Raw genomic sequence first — 23,043 nt, 5'->3', positions numbered from 1 at the left:
ACCGCCAACCTATCTTAGACGCGTTCGAGCAGCGCGGCGATCCCCTGCCCGACGCCGATGCACATGAAGACAAGCGCACGGCGACCGCCCGTCCGGTGCAGTTCCTCGACCGCGCTCATCGCGATCCGCGCGCCCGACATACCCAGCGGATGGCCCAGCGCGATGGCGCCGCCATTGCGGTTCACCCGGTCGTCGGCCGGATCGATCTCCAGATCGCGCAAGGTCGCGATCGCCTGCGCGGCAAAGGCCTCGTTCAGCTCGATCACATCGATGTCCGCCATGCGCAGCCCGGTGCGCGCCAGCAGACGGCGGGCGGCGAGGACCGGGCCGATGCCCATGACGCGCGGCGGCACGCCCGCCGCCGCCATCGCCACGACCCGCGCGCGCGGGGCCAGTCCGTGGCGGACGGCCGCCTGTTCGGAGGCGATCAGCATCGCCGCCGCACCGTCGTTCAGTCCGGAGGCATTGCCCGCCGTCACCGTCCCGTCGGCGCGGACGACCGGCTTCAACCGGCCGAGCGTCGCCATGTCGCTGGCGCGCGGATGCTCGTCGCGGTCGAAGACGATCGCCTCGCCCTTGCGCTGCGGGATGGTGACGGGGACGATCTCCGCCGCCAGCCGACCATTGGCCTGCGCGGCGGCGGTCTTCTCCTGGCTGCGCAGCGCGAAGGCGTCCTGCTCCTCGCGCGTCACCCGCCACTCGGCGGCGACGTTCTCCGCCGTCTCCGGCATGGTGTCGACGCCGTAAGCCGCACGCATCGCCGGATTGACGAAGCGCCAGCCGAGCGTCGTATCCTCGATCTTCTGCGCGCGGTCGAACGGCGTCTGCGCCTTGCCGAGCACATAGGGCGACCGGGTCATGCTCTCGACCCCGCCCGCGATCATCAGGTCCGCGTCGCCGCTGCGGATCGCGCGCGCCGCCGATCCGATCGCGTCCAGCCCCGATCCGCACAGCCGGTTGACCGTCGAGCCCGGGACGACATCGGGCAGGCCGGCGAGCAGCACGGCCATGCGGGCGACGTTGCGATTGTCCTCGCCCGCCTGATTGGCGCAGCCCAGGATCGTGTCGTCGACCGCCGGCCAGTCGACCTTCGGATTGCGCTCCGCCAGCGCCCGGATCGGGATAGCGGCGAGGTCGTCGGCGCGGACGCTCGCCAGGCTGCCGTTCAGCCGCCCGATCGGGGTGCGTACCGCATCGCAGATGAAAGCCGCGCTCATGCCGCCATCTCCAGATCGACGGCGAAGTCCGCGCCCGTCTTCGCCCGCACATCTTCCACGCTCACGCCGGGCGCCAGTTCGATCAGCCGCAGCCCCGGCTTGTCGCAGGCCATGACGCACAGGTCGGTGACGATCAGGTCGACACAGGCCTGCCCGGTCAGCGGCAGGGTGCAGGCGGGCAGGATCTTCGGGCTGCCGGTCTTGCTGGCGTGATCCATGACCACGACGATCCGCTTCACCCCGGCGACCAGGTCCATCGCGCCGCCCATCCCCTTCACCATCTTGCCCGGAATCGTCCAGTTGGCGATGTCGCCGCCGACGGAGACCTCCATCGCGCCCAGCACCGCCATGTCGATATGGCCGCCCCGGATCATCGCAAAGCTGTTTGCGCTCGAAAAGAAGCTCGAGGTCGGCAGGGTCGTGACGGTCTGCTTGCCCGCATTGATCAGGTCGGGGTCCGCCTCGCCCTCATAGGGAAACGGCCCGATGCCGAGCAGCCCGTTCTCCGACTGGAGCGTCACATCGACCCCGGCGGGGACGTGATTGGCGACCAGCGTCGGAATGCCGATGCCCAGATTGACGTAATAGCCGTCCTGAAGCTCGCGGGCGGCGCGGGCCGCCATCTCGTCGCGCGTCCAGCTCATGCCGCATCCTCCCGGTTCCGCGTCGTCAGTTTCTCGATCCGCTTCTCGTTGATCGTACTCTTCACGATCCGGTCGACATAGATGCCGGGCGTGTGGATGGCATCGGGGTCGAGCGCGCCGGCCTCGACGATCTCCTCGACCTCGACCACCGTCACCTTGCCGGCGGTCGCCATGTTCGGGTTGAAGTTGCGCGCGGTCTTGCGGAACATCAGATTGCCCGCCGGATCGGCTTTCCACGCCTTGATGATCGACAGGTCGGCGCGCAGCCAGGTTTCGCGGACATAGTCCTGCCCGTCGAACATCTCGACCGGCTTGCCCTCGGCGACCACGGTGCCGACGCCGGTCCGGGTGTAGAAGGCGGGGATGCCCGCGCCGCCCGCGCGGATACGCTCGGCGAGCGTGCCTTGCGGGTTCAGTTCCAGTTCCAGTTCACCCGACAGATATTGCTGCTCGAACAGCTTGTTCTCGCCGACATAGCTGGAGATCATTTTGCGAACCTGCCGGCTTTCCAGCAGCATCCACAGACCGAACCCGTCCGCCCCCGCATTGTTGGAGATGACGGTCAGCCCCCGGACCCCGAACTGGCGGATTTCGGGGATCAGGCTTTCGGGATTGCCCGACAGGCCGAAGCCGCCCGACATGATCGTCATGCCGTCGAACAACAATCCGTCGAGCGCCGCCGCCGGAGTGTCGTAGATCTTGCTCTTCATCGTAACGCGTTTCCCATTCTGATCACTGGTCGGACGGCCGTTGCGGCTCAGCGTCGCCCGAAGGTCTTGCGGGCAAAGGCCGCGATCGCGTCGGCCATGCGGTCGGGCTGTTCGGGGGCCATGGCATGGCCCGATCCGGCGATCTCCTGCACCTCGACCCGGTCGCCCAGCAGCGGCTTCATGACGTTCTTGACCACCACCGCATCATGCTGGCCCTGCAGGTCGAGGATCGGCACGGTATCCCCCGCTGCATAGTAGCTGTCGATCGGCGTGACGTTGCGCGCATGCGCCTGCGCGTCGTGCGTTCCGGCATACCATCCGCCCAGCCAGACCGACGGGTCGTTGCCCGGCGCGAAAAAGGCCTGCCGCAAATAGGTCAGCCGCTGTTCGCGGGGCAGCGCCATGTTGCCCGATCCGTCGATCGCCTCGCGCAACCGGCCATAGGGCTTTTCGGTCGAGCCGGGCGGCAGCTTGCCCGCCGAGGCGGCGGCCATCACCACGCCCTTGACCAGATCGGGGCGATCCACCGCCAGCATCCGCGCCGGCTGGCTGCCCCAGGCATGGCCGACGATGATCGCGGGACCGGTCTTCTCGCGGTCCATCACCATCGCGACATCGGCAGCGAAGTCGTGCAGCGTCAGGCCCTCCATCGGCCCCTTGCTCCCGCCGATCCCGCGCGGTTGAGGACGGATCACGCGAAAGCCCTGTGCGGCCAGCCTCGCGGCGACCCGGTCATAGTCATGCGCGCCCCGCCCCAGCGACGGCAGGATGACGATGGGCCGGCCCCGCCCCTCGACCAGCGCCTCGATCCGGACGTCGCCCTTGCGGACCAGGGTCGTCCTGGGCGCAGCCGGGGCGGCCGTCGCCACGTTCGCCGTGCCGATCATCAGGACACAGGCGGCCAGGGACAGCCGGCGCAGCGTGGTGGACATGGTCATATCTTTCTCCCGGTGGTGGAGGGGCCGATCAGAACTGGACCTGCAACCCCAGGTTGAGCGTCTGCCCGCTGTCGACACTGCCCGGCGCACCGCCGGGATTGGCGATGTGCCAGTCGGTCGCATCGAGCAGGACGCGGGTGATCTTGTTGATGTACCAGGTGCCGCCGAGCGTGGTGGAGCGGCCCAGCCCGCCGAGCGGCAGGCCGCGATAATCGGCCTCCTGATAGCGGGCGCGCAGCGCCAGCGCGCCCCAGCCGCCGGCGGTCACCGGATGGTCGATCCGCGCCCGCGCCCAGGTGCCGCGCCGCGCGTCGTAGGGCGGGGTCGAACCGAAGACGAACCAGCCGGCAGACAGGGCGAAGGCGTCGTGCGTATAATCGCCGCCCGGCCGGTGCAGCACCCGCCGCCCCCACTCGTTCTGGGTCCAGAACTTGCCGGCGATCAGCGCCAGCTCGGCACCATAGCCGGTATCGCTGGTCACCCCGGTGACGGGGCCGGGCCGCGCGCGGACCAGCGTGTTGAACCCGCCCGCGATCGCGCTCGACCGGACCAGCGATCCGGTTTCGTCGCCCAGCCGCTCGTGAAAGCCCCAGCCGCCCAGATGCAGGGTCACCCCCTTCGACAGGGTCGGCGCCCAGTGCGCGCGCGACACGACGGTCAGCCCGTCGTCGCCATCGCCGATATTGTTCGGGTCCTCGCCGGTCACCTGTACCGAGGCGTGCCAGTTCTTCGCATAGAGCCGCTCCTGCACGCCCACGCCCCAGAAGCCGCGGCGGGGGATGATCGTCGCGGCGACCGTGTTGAAATCGGTGAACGGCGTCGTGCCCAGCCCGACCGACCCGTCCATCGTCCGGTCGTTGAACCGGTTGCCGATCGCGGCATCCGCCTCCACCCCGAACAGCTTGTGCCGGATGTTGACGAAGGCGGATTTCCAGACGACCTGGTTCTCGGAGAATTCGCCCTCCAGCGCCCAGGACAGATTGCCGACTGCCCCCTCCATGCCGAGGCGCGCCGAGCCGAGCGCGGTGCCGGTGATATTGCGCCCCGGAAAGGCCCCGGCGGTGGTCGAGGCATCGAGGAACAGACGGCCGCGCGGGCGGAACCACCAATGGCCGTCCACCGAGTTGAAGCGCGGCAGGCCGTTGACGAAGACCACCGCCGCCTGCTCGCCATTGCGTTTGGCGGGTGGCGGTGCGGCCTCGGAGTCGGTCGTCCGCTGTACGGTCAGCAGGATCGGCGGCGGCTTCACCTGGCCCTTGGTCTCCGCCACCTGCTGGTCCGGCGTGCGGGCGGGAGTCGGGGGCGCGGCAGGGATCGCCAGCCGCGCTTCCAATATGCGCAGCCGCTCCTCCAGCGTGTCGATCCGCCGCTGCTGCGTCTCGATCAGCATCTGGGCATCGTCCTTTGCGACGACGTCCTTGACGGCGACCGGGGCGGTCGGTGCCGATGTCTGCGCCGCCGCCTGTGTGCCCATCGCCAGCGCGCACGCGCCGACACCGACCGCCGAGCGGCGGACGAGAAATTCCAGCATGGCCTGTTCCCATCGTGACGGCGTCGCGCCGTCGACCTGTGGGCGGGGCGCGGTCACGGCCGCCGCCCCGCCATCCCTGTCGTTACTTGGCGTAGACCCGGCGCGCGAAGGTCGCGATCGCGTCCGCCATCGCCTGCGGCTGTTCGGGGGCCATGGCATGGCCCGCATTCTTCAGCACGACGACCTGTACCCGGTCGCCCAGCATGCTTTTCAGCACGCCCGAGAAGCGGCGCGGCGCAACCGTGTCGTTCTCGCCTTGAAGGTCGAGGATCGGCGCGGTGCCGGCGGCGAAATAATCGTCGACCGGCGTGTTGTTGCGGGCATAGCCCTGCGCGTCATGCGTCTCCTTGTGCCAGCCGGTCAGCCAGACGCGCGGATCGTTGCCGGGCGCGAAGAACGCCTTGCGCAGATATTCCAGCCGCTTTTCCTCGGGCAGTTCGGTGTGGCTCGGCCCGTCGATCGCCTCGCGCATCTCGGCATTGATCGGCTTTTCGGTCGAACCCGGCGGCACCTTGCCCGCCGAGGCGGCGGCCAGCACGACGCCGCGCACCAGATCGGGGCGGTCGGTGGCCAGCTGGCGCGCGGGGAAATTGCCCCAGGCATGGCCGACGACGACCACCGGCCCGGCCTTTTCATGCTCGACGACCTTGGCGATGTCGCGCGCGAAGTCATGGATAGACAGCTTCTCCATCGGCCCCTTGCTGCGACCGATGCCACGCGGTTCGGGGCGCAACACGCGGAAGCCGTCCTTCTGCAGATTGGCCGCGACCTTGTCATAGTCGCGCCCCGAGCGGCCCAGCGAGGGCAGCATGACGATCACGGGGCCGCGCCCCTGGCTCATTACCTCGATCTGGACATTGTCGTAACGGACCAGCTCGCGCTTGACGGTCTGCGCCATGACCGGCGCGGCGGGGGCGGCGACCGTGGCCATCACCACCATCGGGGCGGCGAGGTGCCGCATCATCTGGGTCATCATCATCTCTCTCCTGTCCTGTTCTGTGTCAGCGCGACTTGGGCGCGGCGATCGGCTCCAGCCCGCTCGCCTCGATCAGCGGGCGCGCCTCCTTGCTGGCCAGATAGGCCAGGAAGCCGCGCGCGGCCGCCGCATGGCGGCTGTCCTTGGCGACCATGCCGGCAAAGCGGCTGACCTTCTGGATCTCGGCGGGCAGCGGGCCGAGATAGTCGACGCCCGGCGTCACCTTCAGCTCGCTGACCTGCTGCATCCCGATATCGGCCTCGCCGCGCGCCAGCAGCGTGCCGACCAGTTCCTTGCCCTCGGCCACGACGGTCTTGGCGGCGACCTGATCGGCGATGCCCAGCTTGGGCAGCAGAGTGGCGCGGATATAGACGCCGCTCGCCCCTTGCGAATAGGCGACCTTGCCCGCCGACAGCAGCGCCTGGCGCACCGCCGCTACGGTGGTGACGTCGGGATGCGGGCGGCCCTTGGGCACCGCGATGCCGATCTGCGACAGCGCCACCGCCTTGCGGCTGGCGGGATCGAACACGCCCGACCTGGCGACCGCGTCCAGCGTCTCCTCGGTGCCGATCGTCACGTCCATCGGTTCGCGGGCGCGGATACGCTCGGGGATGGATTCGGGGGAGGTGCCGAAGGACGGCCCCCAGGCGATGACCAGCGTGTTGCCCGTCTTCTTCTCATAAGCGGGCTTCAGCGTCTTCATCGCGCCCTGTAGCGCGCCGGTGGCGATCACATGGATCTCCTCGGCCGCCACGGCGCCCGGCAGGGCGAAACCGCCCGCCGCGACCGTCATCGCCATGACCTTCACGATATTCATGCATCCTCTCCCGGATCGGATGCCCATGGGGCACCTCGCGTGTTGACGTAGAGCGCGTAGAGCGAGCCGGTCGCCGCCATGAACAGGCGGTTGCCGTGCGCGCCGCCGAAGCACAGATTGGCGCAGCGTTCGGGCAGGTCGATATGGCCGATGGCAGTGCCGTCGGCCGCGAAGATCCGCACGCCGTCCAGCCCCTCGCCGCCGCCCCAGCCGCACCAGAGATTGCCGTCCGCATCAATGCGCAGGCCATCGGGCCGCCCCGCCCCCGCATCGACCAGCAGGCGCCGGTTGGACAGCGTGGCATCGGCCCCGACATCATAGGCGACGATGCGAGCGGGCTGCGCGCGGGACTCGACCAGATACAGCGTCGCGCCATCGGGCGAGAAGGCCAGGCCGTTCGGCCCCTCCAGCCCCTCCGCCACACAGGTCAGTTCGCCACCCGCGTCCAGCCGATAGACATTGGCGGGCAAGGCCGCCGCACCGCGACGCCCCATATAGTCGCTCGCCAGGCCGAAGGGCGGATCGGTGAACCAGACCGCATCGTCGGCGGCGACCACGACGTCATTGGGCGAATTGAGCCGCTGTCCGTCGTGACGATCAGCCAGCACCGTGATGCGCCCGTCATAGTCGGTCCGAGTGACGCGCCGCCCGCCATGCTCGCACGCGATCAGCCGCCCCTGCCGGTCGCGGGTCAGACCGTTGGCCTTGCCGGCGGGCTGGCGGAACGTGGATAGCGTGCCCGTCGCCTCGTCCCAGCGCAGGATGCGATCCTCGGGCAGGTCGGTCAGCAGCAGATAGCGGCCGTCGCCGAACCACACCGGCCCCTCCGCCCAGCGCATCCCGCCGCCCAGCCTCTCCAGCCGGGCATGCGGCAGGCGATAGCACGCGAACCGGGGATCGAGCACCCGCACCGCCGGATCGGGGACCCGCAGCGAAGGTGTCCAGGGAAAGGCGACGGCTGCCGTCATCAGGCGTAGAGCCGTTGCGGATTGTCGACCAGCACGGCGCGCGCCGCCGCCTCGGTCTCGCAGACGTCGAGGATGAAGCCGAGCAGCGCGGCATCGTCGGGCACCGGCCCCTTGATGTTGGGATGCGGCCAGTCGCTGCCCCAGATCGCCCGGTCGGGGGCGGCCGCAAACAGACGGCGGGCATGATCGATCGCCTGCGGCCACGGCCCCGCCGCCCCGCCCATCGCGCGGTCGACACCCGACAGCTTGATCCAGCGGTTCGGGCGGCGCAGATGTGCCTCCAAGGCGGCGACCTGACCGGTATCGACCGGGCGGGTCAGGTCGGACCGCGCCATATGGTCGATGACGATCGGCGTCGCAACATCGGCCATCGCGTCCAGCACCGGTAGCAGCACCGACATCTCGCCGTGCAGCAGGACATGCCAGCCGAGCGGACGCACCCGCTCCGCCAGCCGGGTCAGCACCGCGGGATCGCGCGCGCCGGGCAGATGCCCCATCAGGTTGAACCGCGCGCCGCGCAGCCCGCCATCGTGCAACGCGCGCAGCTGCGCCGGGTCGGTCGCCTCATCGATCAGGCCGACACCGCGATACCGCCCCCCGCTCTCGGCGATCGCCGCCAGGATCGCGCTGTGATCGGTGCCGTAGGGCGCGGCCTGCACCAGCACGCCATGCCCGATCCCGAGGCGTTCGTGCAGCGCCGCCAGATTGGCGAAGGGCGCAGGCTCGGGCGTATAGGCGGCGTCCTTGGGCAGCGGAAACCGGCTCCACGGACCGTAGATATGGGTATGGCAGTCCCAAGCCCCCACCGGGACGGCGCGGTCGATCATCGACAGGTCTTTCGTCAGAGGAAGGCGCGCGCAGGCCGAGGCCAGTCCGGTGACCAGCCCCGCCGCGATCAGGCGGCGGTCGGGCAGGAAGGAGGTGGACCTGCGCATCGGATCAGTCGCAGCGCGCGGTCATGCCGCCATCGACGACGATCTCGGTTCCGGTGACGAAGCGCGCCTCGTCACTCGCCAGGAACAGCGCGGCATAGGCGGTGTCGCGGCCATCGCCCATGAAACCCAGCGGGATGCGCTTCAACCGACTGTCGAGCAGCGCATCGACATTGCCGCCGGTCCGCTGCCCGGCCAGCCGCGCCTCGACCATCGGGGTATGGAGCTGACCCGGCACCACCGTATTCACGCGGATGCCGCGCGGCGCATATTCGACCGCCGTGACGCGGCCCAACTGGATCACCGCCGCCTTGGTCGCGGCATAGGCGACCTGCGGCGACCCCGTGAAGCGGATTCCCGAGGTAGAGGCGGTGTTGACGATCGCGCCGCCGCCGACCTTCTCCATCTCGGGCAGCGCGTGCTTGCAGGTCAGGAACACGCTTTTAAGGTTCAGGTCGATCTGCGCGTCCCACTTGTCCTCGGACAGCGCCACCGCGCCACCCGCCGCGCTGCCGCCGACATTGTTCACCAGCACGTCGACGCGGCCATATTGTGCGGTGCAGGCCGCGACCATCGCCTCGACCGCGTGGTTGTCGGTCACGTCGCAGGCATGGGCCGTCACCTCGCCGCCCAGGTCGCGGATGCGAGCCAGCGTCTCGTCCATCGCGGACAGGTCGCGGTCGACGGCGAAGACCTTCGCCCCCGCCAGTGCGAACAGCACCGCGACGGCGCGGCCATTCCCCCAGCCGGGGCCGACGCACCCTGCGCCGGTGACGATCGCGACCTTGCCGCGCAGGCGGTCATTGGGGATGAGTTCTTCGGACATGTCCATTCCTTCTGGATCGGCCGCCATCTCAGGCGAGGCGGGTGGGCAGTTCGGGCGCGACACCGGCGGGCGGCGGCACCTCGAACACTTTGATGGTCATGGAGATCAGCGTGTAATATCCGGCGATCCCGACCAGATCGACGACCCCGGTCTCGCCCAGCGTCTCGGCCAGCGCCTGATAGAGATCGTCGGGGATCGCGCGCTCGGCATGCAGGGTCCGCACGAAGCGATGAACCAGCCGCTCGTCCTCGCGCTCGAAAGGCGGATCGCGGTCGTCGCGGATCGCATCGATCACCGCCTCGGACAGCCCGGCCTTCAGGGCGAAGGGCTTGTGCGCGGCCCATTCATATTCGGCCAGCCAGTGCCGCCCCATCGACAGGATGACCAGTTCCGACAGGCGGGCGGGCACGCTGCTGTCATAGCGGCAATATTGTCCCAGCGCCTGCGCGGCCTGTGCCAGTTCCGGGCGGTGCAGCCAGATGGCGAGCGGGCCACGGACGCCCTTGCGCGGGCCGGTCGCGATCGCATCGAACACGGGGCGCTGCGCCTCGGTCAGCGTCTCGGGGGTGACGGGGGGCAGGCGGTTCATGCGTGACCTTTCAGGGTGGCGGCGGGGGTGGCCGGCTCATCGGTGGCGATCGGCGTGGCGGGACCGCGCACCAGGCTGCGTCCCGGACGATGGCCGGTCTCGCGCTCGAAGGCGTCGGGATCGAACCCGCCCTCCCAGCGTGCGATGAAGAAGGCCGCGATCGTGTTGCCGACGATGTTGGTCAGCGCGGTGGCGGTCGCCATGATCCGGTCGATGCCGAACAGCAGGCCCAGCCCGCCCAGCGGCAGCGAGCGCACCGATTGCAGCGTCGCGGCCAGCTTGATGAAGGCGCCACCCGCCACCGTCGTCCCACCCTTCGAGGTCAGCGCCAGGATCGCGAGCAGACCGATCTGTTGCCACAGGGTGAAGGGCGTGTCGGTCGCCTGGGCGATGAAGCCGATCGCGATCGCCATGTAGATGGAGGTGCCGTCGAGGTTGAAGCTGTAGCCGGCGGGCAGGACGAAGCCGACCACGACATCGTCGCATCCGCTGCGCTTCAGCTTTTCGAGCAGGCGGGGAAAGGCGACCTCGCCCGAGGCGGTGCCGAAGACCAGCAGCATCTCGTCGCGGATCAGGCGCAGCACCGGCAGGAACGGCAGCCCGATCGACCAGGAGATACCCCATAGCACGACGAAGACGAAGATGGCCGAGGCGAGATAATAGACGCCGATCAGCTTCAGCAGATAGAACAGCGTCGCGCCGCCATAGCTGCCCACCGCCGCCGCCATCGCGCCGAACGCGCCGAGCGGAGCGAGCTTCATCAGGAAGCCGAGCATCTTGAACAGGATCGCCTGCGCCTCGCCGATGCCGCGCACGGTCAGCGAGTCCGGACCGCAGACCCGGTTGATCGCCACGCCCGCCAGGATCGACACCAGCAGCACCTGCAGGATGTCGCCCTTGGCGAAGGCATCGACCAGCGTGTGCGGGATCATGTGCAGGAAGAAGTCGGTGACGTTCACCTTGCCCGCCGCGACGGCGGCTTCGGGTTCGACCAGATTGGTCGCGTGCAGTCCGACGCCCGGCTGCATCAAATTGACCATGACCAGCCCGACGACCATCGCGACCGTGCTGACCACCTCGAAATAGACCAGCGACTTGATGCCCAGCCGGCCGAGCGCGCGCATGTCGGAGACATGGGTCAGGCCGTGAACCAGGGTCAGGAAGATGATCGGCGCGAGCATCATCTTCAGAAGGGCGATGAAGGCCTGGCCCAGCGGACGGAAGGCGACCGCCCATTCGGGTGCCGCAATTCCGAGGATGACCGCCGCGACCAGCGCGATCAGCACCTGCACATGCAGCTTCCTAAGATGTCTCACGTTCGACCTCTCCATGTCGCATGCCGCAGGGGGGCATGCCGGCATCCATGCTTCCGGCGCATCGGTCGGCCCATGCGGGGCCGTCGATCATCGGTGCTGTTATCGTATTGATCCGGGCGGCGGGTTTTCCCGATCACCTTGGACGCCATCATCCTATGGCGGCCCGGGCCACATATCAAAAACCATTTTTTGATGGTCAGCCATGCCGCATGGGTATAGCTTGCCGGCATGGATATTCGCGAATTGCGTTCGTTCGTCACGGTCGTCCATGCGGGCAGCATCAGCCGCGCCGCACAGGAACTCCACATCGCCCAGCCGGCGATCAGCCGCCAGATCGCCAAGCTGGAGGAGGAGCTGAAGACCCCCCTGCTCGTCCGCCATGGTCGCGGCGTCGCGCTGACCCCGGCGGGCGGGCGGCTGTTGGAACGCGCCGAGATGATGCTGCAATATCTGGGCGACACGGTGGCGCATGTGCATGACGAGCAGGCGCATCAGCGCGAGCATCTGTCGATCGGGCTGACCCCGGCGATCGGCCAGATCATCGGCCCGACCCTGATCCGCCGCTTTCGCGAGACCTGGCCGTTGGCGCAGCTTCACGCGCGCGAGGGGCTGAGCACCTCGCTGCAATCCTGGCTGCTCGACGGGCAGATCGAGGTCGCGATCGTCTATAACCAGCCCTTGATGGAGGCGTTCGACCTGTGCCCGCTGTTCAGCGAGCCGATGGTCCTGATCGCACCGCCGGGCGAGCCGGAGCGGCCGATCCGCTTCGCCGACATCGTCGACCGCCCGCTGATCCTGCCAGCGCTGCCGCACAGCAACCGCCGCCTGATCGAGCAGGCGGCGGTGCAGAACGGCGTTCGGCTGAACGTGGTGCTGGAGGTCGATAGCGCGGCGCTGACCCGGCAGCTGGTCCATGACGGCGTCGGCTATTCGATTACCGCGCAACTGGCGGTGCGCGACTTCATGAAGGCGGGGCGGCTGGTCGCCCGGCCGATCGAGCGGCCCAGCCTGCGGTCGAGCGTCGCCATCGCCACGCTGCACAATGTCCGCAGCAGCCGCTTGGCGCAAACCTGGAACGAACTGATGGTCGAGGAACTGCGCAAGCTCGTCCTGCACGGCGCGTGGAGCGACGCGGCGGACTGGCTGGGCAACTGATCAGCGCACCGTCCGGTCCAGCCAGTCGGCGATCAGCGTGGCGATTTTGCCGTTATTCTTCTCCAGCATCATCAGATGGCCGTTGCCATGGATGCCCTGATCCTCCAGCCGGACGAAGCGAACCGGCACCCCCGCCTGCGCCAGGAAGCGCGCGGTGCAATGGTCGTACGGCGCGTGATAGGACGCCTCCCCCACCACGATCATCACGGGCGTGCGGGCGAGACGGGACAGGCGGCGCGGCGTCCCCGTCTGGAGCCAGCAGGGTAACAGGTCGGGTGCTTCGGCGACGGACTGGCGCGCGATACGCAGCTCGGCGGGATCATCGACCGCCGGCGTGTAGGTCAGCCGGTCATAGGTCGGCCCCCAGCGCCGCGCCATCTTCTCGGGCGTCTTGCCGTCGGCGGAGGTGGGATCGTAGAAGGGCGGACCGTTCGGCTCGATCGCGACCACCGCGCGCACCAGATCGGGGGCGTCGTCCGCCACCTCCCACCCGAAGGTCCCGGCGCGCGAATGGGTCAGGATCACCGCCGGCCCGATCTTCCTGAGCAGCGCGCCCAGCGCCGCGCGGACCACCGCGTCGATCCGCTCGCCCGGTCCGGTCACGGTCGGCTGTTGCGAGGTATAGAGCTGCTCGAACACCGGATCGCCGACCCGGCCGGTGCCCGGCCATTGCGTATGCCTGCGCGTCTGCGGCACCGGCGAGGTCAGCGCGGGCGCGGTGAACAGCCGCTCCATTTGTGCGGGCGGGATGGTCGTCGCGGGGCCGTCGATCGCGGGGTGATAGGGCGAGCGGCCGCGCATCGGCTGGTCGACGATATAGACGGCATAGCCCCGGCGGAGCAGCATGTCCGCCCACCCCTCGCGCCCGTCCGGCGTGCCGGTGAAGGCGGTGCCGTTCTGGTAATTGCCATGGACCAGCACGACCGGCGTGGCATGGGTGCGTTTGGCGGGCAGGCGATATTCGACATACATACTGTCGACGCGCAGCGTCACGCCATTCTGTTCGACGTCCCGCCCGCCGACATAGAAGCTGCCTTGCGCGGCCAGCCGGGGTGGGACCGAAGGCGCCGGCGCGGTGGCCGCGACCAGCAGCGGGAGGAAGAGCAGGGACAGGCGTCGCATCATCATGATCCTTGCGAAGGACGAAGCGGGGCACCCGCCAGCGTCAAACCATAGCCGATCGGGAATAGCGGCGCGCGGCTGTCATGCGGCAGGTCGCCTGCCTGCGCCGCGACCGCCGCCTCGGAGGAGGGCAGCTCGAACGGCAACCGGCCTTCGGGCGGTACCCGCCCCATCAGCGCATCGAGCAATGCGGCATCGCTCGCCCCGAATTCGCCGATCAGCCCTTTCGCCAGCGGAACCAAGGGGGTCAGGATGGCCGGCCGGTCGAGATAGACCACCGCCGTCGTCGGCACCTTCGCCGCCACCGCCCGGAACGCCGTCAGGGCGGGGTCGTCCGCCGCCCAGGCGAGGCTGCCCTCATGCTGCTTCGCGCCGTAGAAATATTGGGTATGCTCGCCGCGCCAGGGTGCCGTCATGCGCACCAGCGCGCGCTCTGCCTCCTCGGGCCGGGCGACGGGGATCAGGCCCTGCGCGCGGGCGACCGCCGGATCGACGCCGACCAGATAGATGCGCGTGCCGGGTGCGATCCGCACGCCATCCGCCTTCAACACCACCAGCGCGCGCGATTGCGCCCGCAAGCCCTCGGCGCGAAAGCCGGGCGCGCCGAAGCCGGTCGCCTCGGGCCATTTGGAAAAGCCCGTGCCCGCGACGCTGGCGCCGTCCAGCACCTGGAAATGGTGGCGCGGATCGGTGCTGATCGTCAGCGGAATGGCGATCCGCGCGCCCGCCGCGATCCGCTGAAGCGCGTTATTCTGTTCGGCCAGCACCCGCCCCGATGCGGCCAGCCGGCTGATCAGCGTGACCACATGCCCGTCGCGGATCAGCGCGCCCGCCGCCGCCGGGTCATAGCTCTGCCCGTTTGCGGCCAGGGGCGCGGCGTCATGCACCATGACCCCGGCCTTTTCCGCCAGCGTCATGTGCGTCGCCAGATCGGCCGCCCGCGCCTCGGGCGTCTTGCGCCAGTCCTCGAAGGGGGACAGCCGCCCGTCGCGATCCAGGTCGCGAAACCGCAAGCCGCCGCGCAGCAGAACCGGCACATCGCCGTCCGCCAGCACGGGCCGATGGCGCATGGCGGCTCCGCTGGCGAGCGGCGTCGCGATCCCGACCAGCAGGACCGCGACGCTCATCCCGACCGAAAGGCGTGTCCCGATCAGAACCGCACCCCCAGCGTCATCCCCGCATAGCGGTCCGCATCCTTGTTGTAATTGGCGACGAGATCGAACGGCGTACCCGTCGTCGCCAGCAGCGAGTTGTGCGCGATCGAGGTCAGATAGTTGGTGTCGAACAGGTTCTTGACGAACAGCGTCAGCGAATAGCGGCTGTCTTCGGTCCGCACGCCAAAGGCCAGGTCGACCAGCGTATAGGACGGCTGGGCCAGCAGCGGGTCCTGCTCCAGCGAGAAGTTCTGCGCACTCTGGAAGTTGATCGCAGTCTGCACGAAGCCGGTCAGCGAGGTGCCCGGAATCTGATCCTCGTAACGCGGGGTGATGTTGATGCGATAGCGTGGCGAGGCGGGCAGCGTGCCACCCCGGACGTCCTGCAACGGCCCCGAGGTGACGGTCGTGCCGCCGACCACCGTCCGCCGGCGATAGCAGCTGTTCACCGGGAAGCTGCCGGTTAGGATCGGCGCGGCCCCCTGGAACTGCAACGGGCAGTTCAGCCCGTCGATGTCCGCCGTCGCCTCGGCATAGGTCAGCGAAGCGTTGACGGTAAAGGCGCGGGTCGGGCGCATCACCGCCTCGATCTCGAAGCCCTTGGTCTGCGAGGAGCCGGCATTGGTGGTGACGAACTGGGTCACGCCCGTCGCCGGGTCCGACCGGTTCGCCTGCACCTGAAGATTGCTGTAGTCCGACAGGAATAGCGCGGCGCTGAAGCTCAGCGAACGATCGGCGGTCTGGCCCTTGAACCCGATCTCATAGGCGTTGACATGTTCGGGCTGGATCGGGTCCTGCGTGGCGAAATTGGCGGTGATCTCGGTATCGAAGCCCGGCCCCTTATAGCCGCGCGTGTACGAGCCATAGAGCTGCGCGTTGCGGCTGAACTCATATTGCAGGCCCGCCTTGCCGGTCAGCGCGGTGTCGCGGGTGCGACGGCTGCCCGAGACGGGGCCGCTGCCGGGGAAGATCGTCTCACCGCTCGCGACCGGCGACACGCGCGTGCCGCGCACGCCGACCGTCTCGCGCTGGATGCGCAGGCCGCCCAGCGCCTTCAGCCCGCCGACGATCCGGTAATCGACCTGACCGAAGGCGGCGATGCTCTCGCCGTCGAGATGCGCGTCGCTGCGCGCCGACTGATAGACCGGCGCCGTCGCACAGGGCTGGCCAATCACCCCGGCCGAACAGGTCGCACGACGCCGGGTGAAGTCGCGGTCGATGTTCAGGTCGGAATAGAAGACACCCGCGACATAGCTCAGGTCGCCGCCGCCGTTCGAGGCGATACGCAATTCCTGCGTGATGTTGCCGAGCTGCACCGAACCGCCGCCGAGCGGCCAGTGCGCATAGGCGAAGGTCGGGCTGACGAACCGCACGGGCAGCGACGGGATGCGATCGACCGACTGGTTCGCGTCGAGATGATAGTCCTGATAGGCGGTGATCGAGGTCACGGTCGCCGGCCCCAGGTCCCAGTCGGCCTGCAGCGAGGCCGTGGTCTGGCGCGAATTGCCATAGGTCAGCGTCTCGTCGTTGATCGCACGGTTGCGGCGCGAGGCGACGACGGGCGCGGTCAGCTGCGCGATGACCGGATTGACCGCGCTGATCAGCACCTGGGCGCAGCAATCCGCCTTGGTATCGCGGTGATCGACCGACAGCAGGAAGTTCAGGTTCGACGTCGCATCCCAGTCCAGCTTGCCGCGAACGCCCCAGCTTTCCGATCCGTTGACCATCCGGTCGGTGGCGTAATTGTACGTGATGCCGCCGACATTGTTGTAAAAGCCGGTCAGTCGCGCGCGCAGCGTATCGGTCAGCGGGCCGGACACCGTGCCCTTGGCGCGATACTCGTTCTGCTCGGCGATGGTCACGTCGCCGCGCGCCTCGAAGGTCGAGGACGGGCGCGCCGTGGTGATGTTGAGCACGCCGGCGGTCGCGTTGCGCCCGAACAGCGTGCCCTGCGGCCCACGCAGCACCTCGATCCGTTCCAGATCGGCGAAATCGGCAAAGCCCTGCGCCTGGCGCGCCGCGACCACGCCGTCGACGACCACGGCGACCGCCGCCTCGACACCCTGGCTGAACAGCTGGGTGCCGATGCCACGGACGCGGAAACTGGTGTTGGACGGGTTCGTCCCCTGCTGGAAGGTCAGCGACGGCACCGCCTGCACCAGGCTCTGGGTGTCGTTGATCTGGCGGCTTTCCAGCGCGTCGCCGGTAATCGCGGTGACGGCGAGCGGCACGTCCTGAAGACGCTCGGCGCGCTTCTGCGCGGTGACGACGATGTCACCGGTGGTGGCGAGCGAATCCTCGGCCGGGGCGGGTGCGGCCTCCTGCTGCGTGTCGGCGGGTACGCTCTGCGCCTGCGCGTGCGCCACGCCCGGCATGGTCATCGCCAACGCCAACACCGCCGTGGAAATACGGTAGTTCATCTCCAATCCCCTCCTGAATTGATGCCACCCTGATGGATGTGCCGCCTTGGGGCGGCGTCTTATGATTGGTATGCCTTGGTCGCATGGCGGGCGTCGGGTGGCCGTCGTTGCGGCCTGACCCGGCACCGCGATGCGGTTATGGTGTGATCAGATCGACTTCGAGGAACACGACCGGGACCTTGCCGCGATTGGCCAGCGCATGGTCCTGCGTGAAGCTGGCGTTGGACCCGCCCGCCTTGATCACGCGCGGCGTCGCGTCACCCGCGACATATTCGGTCAGGACACCGCTCAGCACATAGGACACCGAGGGGCGATCGCCATGCGCATGCATCGGCAGCCCGCCACCGGGCAGGATCGTGACCTTGCGCATCCGCAGGTTGCGCGCTTTCGCCATATCGAAACCGGCGGGCAGTTCGACCTTCGCCGTCTCGACATTGGAGACGCCGGTCTTTTCGCGGGGGAGGTCTTGGGCCGACAGGCCCGCCATGGCGGTGACCAGCACGCAGGGCATGGCGACCTTGACGGCCATGCGTCGAAACCGTGTCACGCCCATATCCACACCCCTCCTGCGCGGTCGCCGACGGTTGTTCCGAACCCCTGATCGTCCGCTTTGCGGATCGATCCGTCGGTTCGCCGTTCCTTGCGACCCACGCAGCCATACAGCCGAAAAATATATCAAAAACTAAGATTTTATGGCTTGCCATGCCCATCCGGCATGGCGGCCGCGAGGCATGCGAGCTCATCGCCCGGCTCCGCCTGACGACCATGGGCATCCCACCGGCAAAAGCCGTGCTTCCGGCATGCCGAGAATTGCTCTATTCAATTCCCATCAATTTGATGGATAATAGGGCTGGAGGTGCAGGATGACACGCAAGCCCAATGCCGCCCTATCCGCATGGTCGCCGGGACCCGATGCTCAGCCACGGCGGTCCCTCGAATGGCCGACGCTGGCGCTTGCGCTGGTCATCTATGGCGGATGGGTGGCGCTGACGGCCTTTCATGCCGTTTTGCCGACGCCGGTCGTCGTCATCCTCGGGGCATGGTTGGTCGCATGGCATGGCTCGCTTCAGCATGAGACGATCCACGGCCATCCCACCGCATCGGCGCGGATCAACGCCGCGATCGGTGCGGTGCCGCTGGCCTTGTGGCTGCCCTATGGCGTGTATCGCGACAGCCATGTCGCGCATCATCGCAGCCCGCATATCACCCATCCCGACCATGACCCGGAATCGCGCTATGTCGCCGGGCGGGGCTGGCCGCGCCGGATGGCCGCGCTCCAGGCGACGCTGCTCGGGCGGCTCGTCTTCGGCCCCGCCCTGGCCATCCTGTCGCTGGCGGTCGACGAGGCCAGGCGGCTGCGGACCCGGCCGCGTGCGGTATGGCGCGACTGGGCACCGCATCTGATCGGGGTGGCGGCGATCATCGCCTGGCTGCACGTCACGGGGTTCGGGACGGGCCGCTATCTGCTGCTGGTCGTCTATCCGGCCCTGTCGCTGACGCTGCTGCGCTCCTTCGCCGAGCACCGGGCCGACATCCCCGGCCCCAGTCGCGCCGCGACCGTGGAACGCGGTGGGCTGCTCGGCCTGCTCTATCTCAACAACCATCTCCACACCGCGCATCACGACCGGCCCGACCTCGCCTGGTATCGCCTGCCCGCGCATCAGCGGCGTCACCGCGCGCGACTGGCGGCGCAGGCGGGGGCGATGCACCGCAGCTATGGGGCGATCCTGCGCCGCTATGCCTGGCGCCGTCACGACGTGTTGGTCCATCCGGATGCGGAGGCGGCGCGGTGATCGCCTCGCTGGGCATGTACGACCATCCGGCGCAGCGCTGGGCCAATGACGCGCTCTGGTCGGCACTGGCCACGCGGCTGCGCGACCGAGGCATCGACGCGCCGCCGACACTCGAACACGACCAGCCGGTGGAGACGATATGGCGCGCGCCCGATCTGCTGCTGGCACAATGCTGCGGCTATCCGCTGGTGGCCGATGACCGCCTCGACCTGCTGGTCGTGGCGGTGCCGCATTATAACGTGCCGGACTGTACGCCGGGCCGCCACGTCAGCCGGATCGTCGTCCGTGCCGACGACCGCGCACGCACCCTGACCGAATTTCGCGGACGGATCGCCGCGATCAATGCGCCCCTGTCGAACACCGGCGCCAATCTATTCCGCGACGCCCTCGCCGATGTCGCCGACGCCGCGCCGTTTTTCAGCGCGGTGATCACTACCGGCTCGCACCGGCAAAGCGCGCTGGCGGTCCAGGCCGGAACCGCCGACATCGCCGCCATCGATGCGGTGACGCATGCCGCACTCGAACGCTATGAGCCGGCGGCGCTGGCGGGATTGCGGACGATCGCGCTGACCCGTGCCTCGCCGACCCTGCCCTTCGTCACCGCCCGCAAAACGCCGATGGCGGTGGTCGCGGCGCTACGTTCGGCGCTGGTCGAACTGGTCCACGATCCGGCACTGGCCCCGGCGCGGGCGGCGGTGTTCCTGTCGGACATCGTGCCCGCCGGCGGGCATCGCTACACCGCGCTGGTCGGGCTGGCCCGCAAGGCCGCCGCGCACGGTTATCCCGCGCTGAGATAGGCGGCCCCTATCGATCGTTCGGCCTCGCCCGCCACGCGGCCAGCGCGGCGATCGCGATCGCTGCGGCACCCACGGGCCGCCCGCGCCGCAGCAGGGCAAATCCCAAGGTCGCGACCGTCCCGTTCCCGACCCAGCTGAGGGCCGTGCCCACCCGTTCCGGTAACGCCGAGGATGGCGGCAACGGCTCGGCGTCCTTCGGGGCGGTCTCGCTGTCCGCCAACGGCCCCTCCCCCTCGACCTGCCGCTCCAGCTCGGCATTCAATTCCGCGCCGAGCAGGAACACATAGGCGGTCAGCCACAGCCAGGTCAGCGTAACGATCACCGCGCTTAGCGAGCCATAGGTCGCGCCGTAATTGCCGAAATTGGAGACGTAGAAGCCGAACCCTGCCGTCCCCGCCAACCAGAGCAAGGTCGCACCGATCGATCCCGGCGACAGCCAGACCCAGCGCGCATGGCGGTGATCCGGCCCGAACCGGAACAGCACCGCCGCCGCCGTGATGACGAGCAACGCCAGCACCAGATAGCCGCCGATCCGGATCGCCACCAGGATGATGGCGGGCGCATCGGGGATCAGCCCGCCCAGGAACGCCAGCAGCATCGTGCTGCCGATCGCGACGAAGATCAGTGCGACGCCGCCCGCGACGATTCCGAACTGCAACAGGTTCAGTCGGACGAAGCCCCGGCTGTCCTCCGTATCATAGGCGACGTTCAGGCCGGTGACGATCGCCGACGATCCCTTGGTCGCGCCGTACCAAGCCAGTACCAGCGCGATGACCAGGCCCAGCCCCTGCTTGTCCTTCGAGCTTTCGACCACCGTCAGCAACTGGTCGCTGATGATCGACGCGGCATCGCGGGGCAGCGAGGCGAAGACCGCCTCGACATTGCGCCGGACCGTATCGGCATCGGCGAACAGGCCATAGCTCAGCACGACCGCGCCCAGCGTGGGAACGATCGCGGCGAAGACGTAAAAGGCGATGCCCGCCGCGATGATCCCGATATTGTCGTCGCCGACCTCGGCCCAGGTGCGCTTCAGGATCGCGAACCAGCCCTGCGCAGGGACTTGCAGCGGCGAGTGGGCACCGGTGCCGGCGCGGTGATCGGCGCCGGTCATGCCGCCGCCTCCCGCTCGGCACCGGCATGGTCGAGACAGGCCTCGACCGCCGCGCCCAGGGTGCCGACATAGACGTCCGCGCCCAAAGTATGCTGGATCTCGCGATCGGTCAGCGCCGCCTCACCCTCGGGCCATAGCCCGACCAGGATCGGCACATCGCCGACACGCGAGCGGATGCGCCGGACCAGATAGCGCAGATGCGACGGCGATCCGCCGATCTCGAGATAGGAGATGCACACCATCCGCGCGCCCGATGCGTCGAGCCGGTCGATATTGGCGCGCGATCCCGCCTCATGCGGCACGCGGTTCACGCCGAAGCCGCGTTTCGCCAGCAATTGCTGCAACATGGCGGTGACCGCATCGTCGAGCACGCCGCGCCCGGCGATGCACAAGATGCTGCCCCCGGCCTGCCACGCGGCCGGTGCGGCCGGCAGCGAGACAGGGGCGGTCTCGTCGAACCGCGCGCCGTTATCGGGCAACGGCTTCAGCATGCCGCCGCGCGTTTCCTGGTCATTGGCGGTGTCGTCCTGATGCTCCAACTCGCTGACCAGCACCAGCATCGAGTCGACCACCCGCCCGGCCCGGTCACGGGTGATCGCCCCACGCTCGACATCCGCCGCCGCCAGCTTCAACGCCGCGAGCGCCACCTCGTCATAATAGGCGGTCAGCGAGCGGTCGGCGAGCTGGCTCTCCGCCTGTTCCAGCGCCTCGTCGGGGTCCTCGGCCAGCATGCGCTGATAGAAGCTTTCGACCGGGGTCAGCGCCGGGCGGTCGCCGAGCAGCACGTCGAGGAATTCCAGGCTGGGGATGTGCCGCCCCAGCACGACCAGCAACAGGGTCAACGGCATCGACAGGACCAGCCCGACCGGGCCCCAGATCCACGTCCAGAACACCGCCGCCAGCACCACCGACAGCGGCGACAGGCCGGTCGAATGGCCATAGAGCAAGGGCTCGATCACATAGCCGATGATCGGCTCGAGGATGATGAACAGCGCGGCGACCATCAGCATCGTCGACCAGCCCGGATCGATCCCGGCCGCGACCACCAATGGCAAGGCCGCCCCCAGCAGCGCGCCGATATAGGGCACGAAGCGAAGCACGCCGGCCAATATGCCCCATAGCGCCGGCACCGGCAGCCCGATCAGCCACAGGCCGATGCCCACGGTCAGGCCGAAACTGGCATTCACCGCCAGTTGCGACAGGAAATAACGGCTCAGCCGGCGGCCGGCATCATCCATCGCCGCCGTCGTGCGATGCAGGTCGGACGAGCCGAACAACCGGATCAGCCGGTCGCGCAGATCCTCCTTCTGCATCAGGATGAAGATTGCGACGACCAGGACGATGACGAAGGTCTCGAACGGCGCGACCACGGGTTCGAGATAGCCGCCCACCTGCTGCAGGACGGGCATCTGCTTTTCGATCACGCGGACGTTCAGCGGATGGGTCCGGGTCCCGCGCACGACATTGGGGTCGGCGATGACCGGCGGCGCGGTCGTGGCATGCCCCAGGAAAGGCAGCGATTTGGTCAGGAAGCCGGTCGCCCCCTCCATCTTCGCCTGGATACTGGTGGCATAGCGCGGCGCCTCGTCGGTCAGCGACGCCGCCTGCACCCCGACCAGCGTCCCGATCCCGCCGAGTGCACCCAGCGCGCTCAGCACCGCGACGAAGACCGCCAGCCCCTTAGGGAACTTCAATCGCCGCAGCAGCAGGACGATCGGCGACAGGACGAACGATAACAGGACCGCCAGCGTGATCGGGATCAGCACATCCTTGGCGAGGAACAGCCCCGCCACCACGACGACCGCGACCGCCAGCCCCAGCAGCCCGTCCCGGCTCGGCACCTTGGCGGCGGCCACGCTGGCCCCGGATGCGCCCTGCGCCGATCGATCATCCATCTGCTTTCCCTTCGGAAAGCGCTAACTCGCACTGACCGACTTTGGTCCACGTCGGTAAACGCAAATGGCGCGCACGGGGCTTTCGCCAACCCCATGCGCGCCCTGTCGCTGCATCCGCCGCCGGTCGGCGGC

21 protein-coding genes are annotated in these 23,043 nt (G+C 68.7%); 3 read left to right on the top strand and 18 right to left on the bottom strand.

The window, feature by feature from the left end:
* Positions 1-14 precede the first annotated feature (14 nt).
* The 12 genes from pcaF to ACQHGV_RS04130 form a co-directional block, all read right to left on the bottom strand.
* Positions 15-1,217 (bottom strand): 3-oxoadipyl-CoA thiolase, encoded by a 1,203-nt coding sequence (pcaF, locus tag ACQHGV_RS04185; RefSeq protein WP_440979552.1) that lies wholly within the window; start codon positions 1,215-1,217, stop codon positions 15-17.
* Entirely contained in the window at positions 1,214-1,861 is a 648-nt protein-coding gene (locus ACQHGV_RS04180; RefSeq protein ID WP_440979551.1) for a 3-oxoacid CoA-transferase subunit B, read from the bottom strand. Before ACQHGV_RS04180 ends, pcaF begins: the two co-directional genes overlap by 4 nt.
* The gene (locus ACQHGV_RS04175) at positions 1,858-2,571 is read right to left on the bottom strand and encodes a CoA transferase subunit A (protein WP_440979550.1); all 714 of its coding nucleotides are present in this window, start codon (positions 2,569-2,571) and stop codon (positions 1,858-1,860) included. The genes ACQHGV_RS04180 and ACQHGV_RS04175 overlap by 4 nt, the downstream gene beginning before the upstream one ends.
* A gap of 47 nt (positions 2,572-2,618) precedes the next feature.
* Complete coding sequence (locus ACQHGV_RS04170) at positions 2,619-3,509, bottom strand: alpha/beta fold hydrolase (protein WP_440979549.1); 891 nt, start codon at positions 3,507-3,509, stop codon at positions 2,619-2,621.
* A 28-nt stretch (positions 3,510-3,537) separates the two neighbouring features.
* The gene (locus tag ACQHGV_RS04165; RefSeq protein WP_440979548.1) at positions 3,538-5,040 is read right to left on the bottom strand and encodes an OprO/OprP family phosphate-selective porin; all 1,503 of its coding nucleotides are present in this window, start codon (positions 5,038-5,040) and stop codon (positions 3,538-3,540) included.
* Positions 5,041-5,122: 82 nt separating this feature from the next.
* Positions 5,123-6,019, bottom strand: a complete 897-nt coding sequence (locus ACQHGV_RS04160) for an alpha/beta fold hydrolase (protein WP_440979547.1) — start codon at positions 6,017-6,019, stop codon at positions 5,123-5,125.
* Between the two features lie 22 nt (positions 6,020-6,041).
* Positions 6,042-6,833 (bottom strand): substrate-binding domain-containing protein, encoded by a 792-nt coding sequence (locus ACQHGV_RS04155; RefSeq protein WP_206362482.1) that lies wholly within the window; start codon positions 6,831-6,833, stop codon positions 6,042-6,044.
* The gene (locus ACQHGV_RS04150) at positions 6,830-7,801 is read right to left on the bottom strand and encodes an SMP-30/gluconolactonase/LRE family protein (protein WP_440979546.1); all 972 of its coding nucleotides are present in this window, start codon (positions 7,799-7,801) and stop codon (positions 6,830-6,832) included. The genes ACQHGV_RS04155 and ACQHGV_RS04150 overlap by 4 nt, the downstream gene beginning before the upstream one ends.
* The gene (locus tag ACQHGV_RS04145) at positions 7,801-8,736 is read right to left on the bottom strand and encodes an amidohydrolase family protein (RefSeq protein WP_440979545.1); all 936 of its coding nucleotides are present in this window, start codon (positions 8,734-8,736) and stop codon (positions 7,801-7,803) included. The genes ACQHGV_RS04150 and ACQHGV_RS04145 overlap by 1 nt, the downstream gene beginning before the upstream one ends.
* A 4-nt stretch (positions 8,737-8,740) precedes the next feature.
* Complete coding sequence (locus tag ACQHGV_RS04140; protein WP_183951045.1) at positions 8,741-9,559, bottom strand: SDR family NAD(P)-dependent oxidoreductase; 819 nt, start codon at positions 9,557-9,559, stop codon at positions 8,741-8,743.
* 28 nt (positions 9,560-9,587) lie between these two features.
* The gene (locus ACQHGV_RS04135; RefSeq protein ID WP_440979544.1) at positions 9,588-10,148 is read right to left on the bottom strand and encodes a carboxymuconolactone decarboxylase family protein; all 561 of its coding nucleotides are present in this window, start codon (positions 10,146-10,148) and stop codon (positions 9,588-9,590) included.
* Positions 10,145-11,464 carry a cation:dicarboxylate symporter family transporter gene (locus tag ACQHGV_RS04130; protein WP_440979543.1) on the bottom strand — a complete coding sequence of 440 codons (1,320 nt, stop codon included), beginning with the start codon at positions 11,462-11,464 and terminating at the stop codon, positions 10,145-10,147. The genes ACQHGV_RS04135 and ACQHGV_RS04130 overlap by 4 nt, the downstream gene beginning before the upstream one ends.
* Before the next feature lie 228 nt (positions 11,465-11,692).
* Between ACQHGV_RS04130 and ACQHGV_RS04125 the strand changes: the two genes are divergently transcribed.
* Complete coding sequence (locus ACQHGV_RS04125) at positions 11,693-12,619, top strand: LysR family transcriptional regulator (protein ID WP_440979542.1); 927 nt, start codon at positions 11,693-11,695, stop codon at positions 12,617-12,619.
* Here ACQHGV_RS04125 and ACQHGV_RS04120 read toward each other — a convergent pair whose 3' ends face one another.
* The 4 genes from ACQHGV_RS04120 to ACQHGV_RS04105 all read right to left on the bottom strand — a co-directional run bounded on the left by ACQHGV_RS04120 (position 12,620) and on the right by ACQHGV_RS04105 (position 17,844).
* Positions 12,620-13,747, bottom strand: a complete 1,128-nt coding sequence (locus ACQHGV_RS04120; protein ID WP_440979541.1) for an alpha/beta hydrolase — start codon at positions 13,745-13,747, stop codon at positions 12,620-12,622.
* Complete coding sequence (locus tag ACQHGV_RS04115) at positions 13,744-14,868, bottom strand: hypothetical protein (protein ID WP_440979540.1); 1,125 nt, start codon at positions 14,866-14,868, stop codon at positions 13,744-13,746. Before ACQHGV_RS04115 ends, ACQHGV_RS04120 begins: the two co-directional genes overlap by 4 nt.
* 23 nt (positions 14,869-14,891) lie before the next feature.
* On the bottom strand, positions 14,892-17,315 hold the full coding sequence (locus tag ACQHGV_RS04110) for a TonB-dependent receptor (protein ID WP_440979539.1): 2,424 nt from the start codon (positions 17,313-17,315) through the stop codon (positions 14,892-14,894).
* A gap of 136 nt (positions 17,316-17,451) precedes the next feature.
* Positions 17,452-17,844: a cupin domain-containing protein gene (locus tag ACQHGV_RS04105; RefSeq protein ID WP_440979538.1), complete on the bottom strand. Its 393-nt coding sequence runs from the start codon at positions 17,842-17,844 to the stop codon at positions 17,452-17,454.
* 334 nt (positions 17,845-18,178) lie between these two features.
* Here ACQHGV_RS04105 and ACQHGV_RS04100 point away from each other — a divergent pair, with 334 nt between their 5' ends.
* Together ACQHGV_RS04100 and ACQHGV_RS04095 are read left to right on the top strand one after the other, a co-directional pair.
* Positions 18,179-19,108 (top strand): fatty acid desaturase, encoded by a 930-nt coding sequence (locus ACQHGV_RS04100; RefSeq protein ID WP_440979537.1) that lies wholly within the window; start codon positions 18,179-18,181, stop codon positions 19,106-19,108.
* Positions 19,105-19,905, top strand: a complete 801-nt coding sequence (locus ACQHGV_RS04095; RefSeq protein ID WP_440979536.1) for a phosphate/phosphite/phosphonate ABC transporter substrate-binding protein — start codon at positions 19,105-19,107, stop codon at positions 19,903-19,905. Before ACQHGV_RS04100 ends, ACQHGV_RS04095 begins: the two co-directional genes overlap by 4 nt.
* A 7-nt stretch (positions 19,906-19,912) precedes the next feature.
* Here ACQHGV_RS04095 and ACQHGV_RS04090 read toward each other — a convergent pair whose 3' ends face one another.
* Positions 19,913-21,016, bottom strand: coding sequence for a YihY/virulence factor BrkB family protein (locus ACQHGV_RS04090; protein WP_440979535.1), 1,104 nt, complete (start codon positions 21,014-21,016; stop codon positions 19,913-19,915).
* Positions 21,013-22,911 carry an AI-2E family transporter gene (locus ACQHGV_RS04085; RefSeq protein ID WP_440979534.1) on the bottom strand — a complete coding sequence of 633 codons (1,899 nt, stop codon included), beginning with the start codon at positions 22,909-22,911 and terminating at the stop codon, positions 21,013-21,015. Before ACQHGV_RS04085 ends, ACQHGV_RS04090 begins: the two co-directional genes overlap by 4 nt.
* Positions 22,912-23,043 lie beyond the last annotated feature (132 nt).

Origin of the sequence: Sphingomonas pseudosanguinis (genome assembly GCF_052056765.1) — a bacterium.
Classification (GTDB): domain Bacteria; phylum Pseudomonadota; class Alphaproteobacteria; order Sphingomonadales; family Sphingomonadaceae; genus Sphingomonas; species Sphingomonas pseudosanguinis.
The sequence above is the reverse complement of the archived record's forward strand: the minus strand, read 5'-3'. Positions and strand labels throughout refer to the sequence as shown.

What these genes read in the sequence shown, in the direction of transcription:
- pcaF (WP_440979552.1), bottom strand. Translation starts at nt 1,217, where the DNA reads ATGAGCGCGGCTTTCATCTGCGATGCGGTACGCACCCCGATCGGGCGG.
- ACQHGV_RS04180 (WP_440979551.1), bottom strand. Translation starts at nt 1,861, where the DNA reads ATGAGCTGGACGCGCGACGAGATGGCGGCCCGCGCCGCCCGCGAGCTT.
- ACQHGV_RS04175 (WP_440979550.1), bottom strand. Translation starts at nt 2,571, where the DNA reads ATGAAGAGCAAGATCTACGACACTCCGGCGGCGGCGCTCGACGGATTG.
- ACQHGV_RS04170 (WP_440979549.1), bottom strand. Translation starts at nt 3,509, where the DNA reads ATGACCATGTCCACCACGCTGCGCCGGCTGTCCCTGGCCGCCTGTGTC.
- ACQHGV_RS04165 (WP_440979548.1), bottom strand. Translation starts at nt 5,040, where the DNA reads ATGCTGGAATTTCTCGTCCGCCGCTCGGCGGTCGGTGTCGGCGCGTGC.
- ACQHGV_RS04160 (WP_440979547.1), bottom strand. Translation starts at nt 6,019, where the DNA reads ATGATGATGACCCAGATGATGCGGCACCTCGCCGCCCCGATGGTGGTG.
- ACQHGV_RS04155 (WP_206362482.1), bottom strand. Translation starts at nt 6,833, where the DNA reads ATGAATATCGTGAAGGTCATGGCGATGACGGTCGCGGCGGGCGGTTTC.
- ACQHGV_RS04150 (WP_440979546.1), bottom strand. Translation starts at nt 7,801, where the DNA reads ATGACGGCAGCCGTCGCCTTTCCCTGGACACCTTCGCTGCGGGTCCCC.
- ACQHGV_RS04145 (WP_440979545.1), bottom strand. Translation starts at nt 8,736, where the DNA reads ATGCGCAGGTCCACCTCCTTCCTGCCCGACCGCCGCCTGATCGCGGCG.
- ACQHGV_RS04140 (WP_183951045.1), bottom strand. Translation starts at nt 9,559, where the DNA reads ATGTCCGAAGAACTCATCCCCAATGACCGCCTGCGCGGCAAGGTCGCG.
- ACQHGV_RS04135 (WP_440979544.1), bottom strand. Translation starts at nt 10,148, where the DNA reads ATGAACCGCCTGCCCCCCGTCACCCCCGAGACGCTGACCGAGGCGCAG.
- ACQHGV_RS04125 (WP_440979542.1), top strand. Translation starts at nt 11,693, where the DNA reads ATGGATATTCGCGAATTGCGTTCGTTCGTCACGGTCGTCCATGCGGGC.
- ACQHGV_RS04120 (WP_440979541.1), bottom strand. Translation starts at nt 13,747, where the DNA reads ATGATGATGCGACGCCTGTCCCTGCTCTTCCTCCCGCTGCTGGTCGCG.
- ACQHGV_RS04115 (WP_440979540.1), bottom strand. Translation starts at nt 14,868, where the DNA reads ATGAGCGTCGCGGTCCTGCTGGTCGGGATCGCGACGCCGCTCGCCAGC.
- ACQHGV_RS04110 (WP_440979539.1), bottom strand. Translation starts at nt 17,315, where the DNA reads ATGAACTACCGTATTTCCACGGCGGTGTTGGCGTTGGCGATGACCATG.
- ACQHGV_RS04105 (WP_440979538.1), bottom strand. Translation starts at nt 17,844, where the DNA reads ATGGCCGTCAAGGTCGCCATGCCCTGCGTGCTGGTCACCGCCATGGCG.
- ACQHGV_RS04100 (WP_440979537.1), top strand. Translation starts at nt 18,179, where the DNA reads ATGACACGCAAGCCCAATGCCGCCCTATCCGCATGGTCGCCGGGACCC.
- ACQHGV_RS04090 (WP_440979535.1), bottom strand. Translation starts at nt 21,016, where the DNA reads ATGACCGGCGCCGATCACCGCGCCGGCACCGGTGCCCACTCGCCGCTG.
- ACQHGV_RS04085 (WP_440979534.1), bottom strand. Translation starts at nt 22,911, where the DNA reads ATGGATGATCGATCGGCGCAGGGCGCATCCGGGGCCAGCGTGGCCGCC.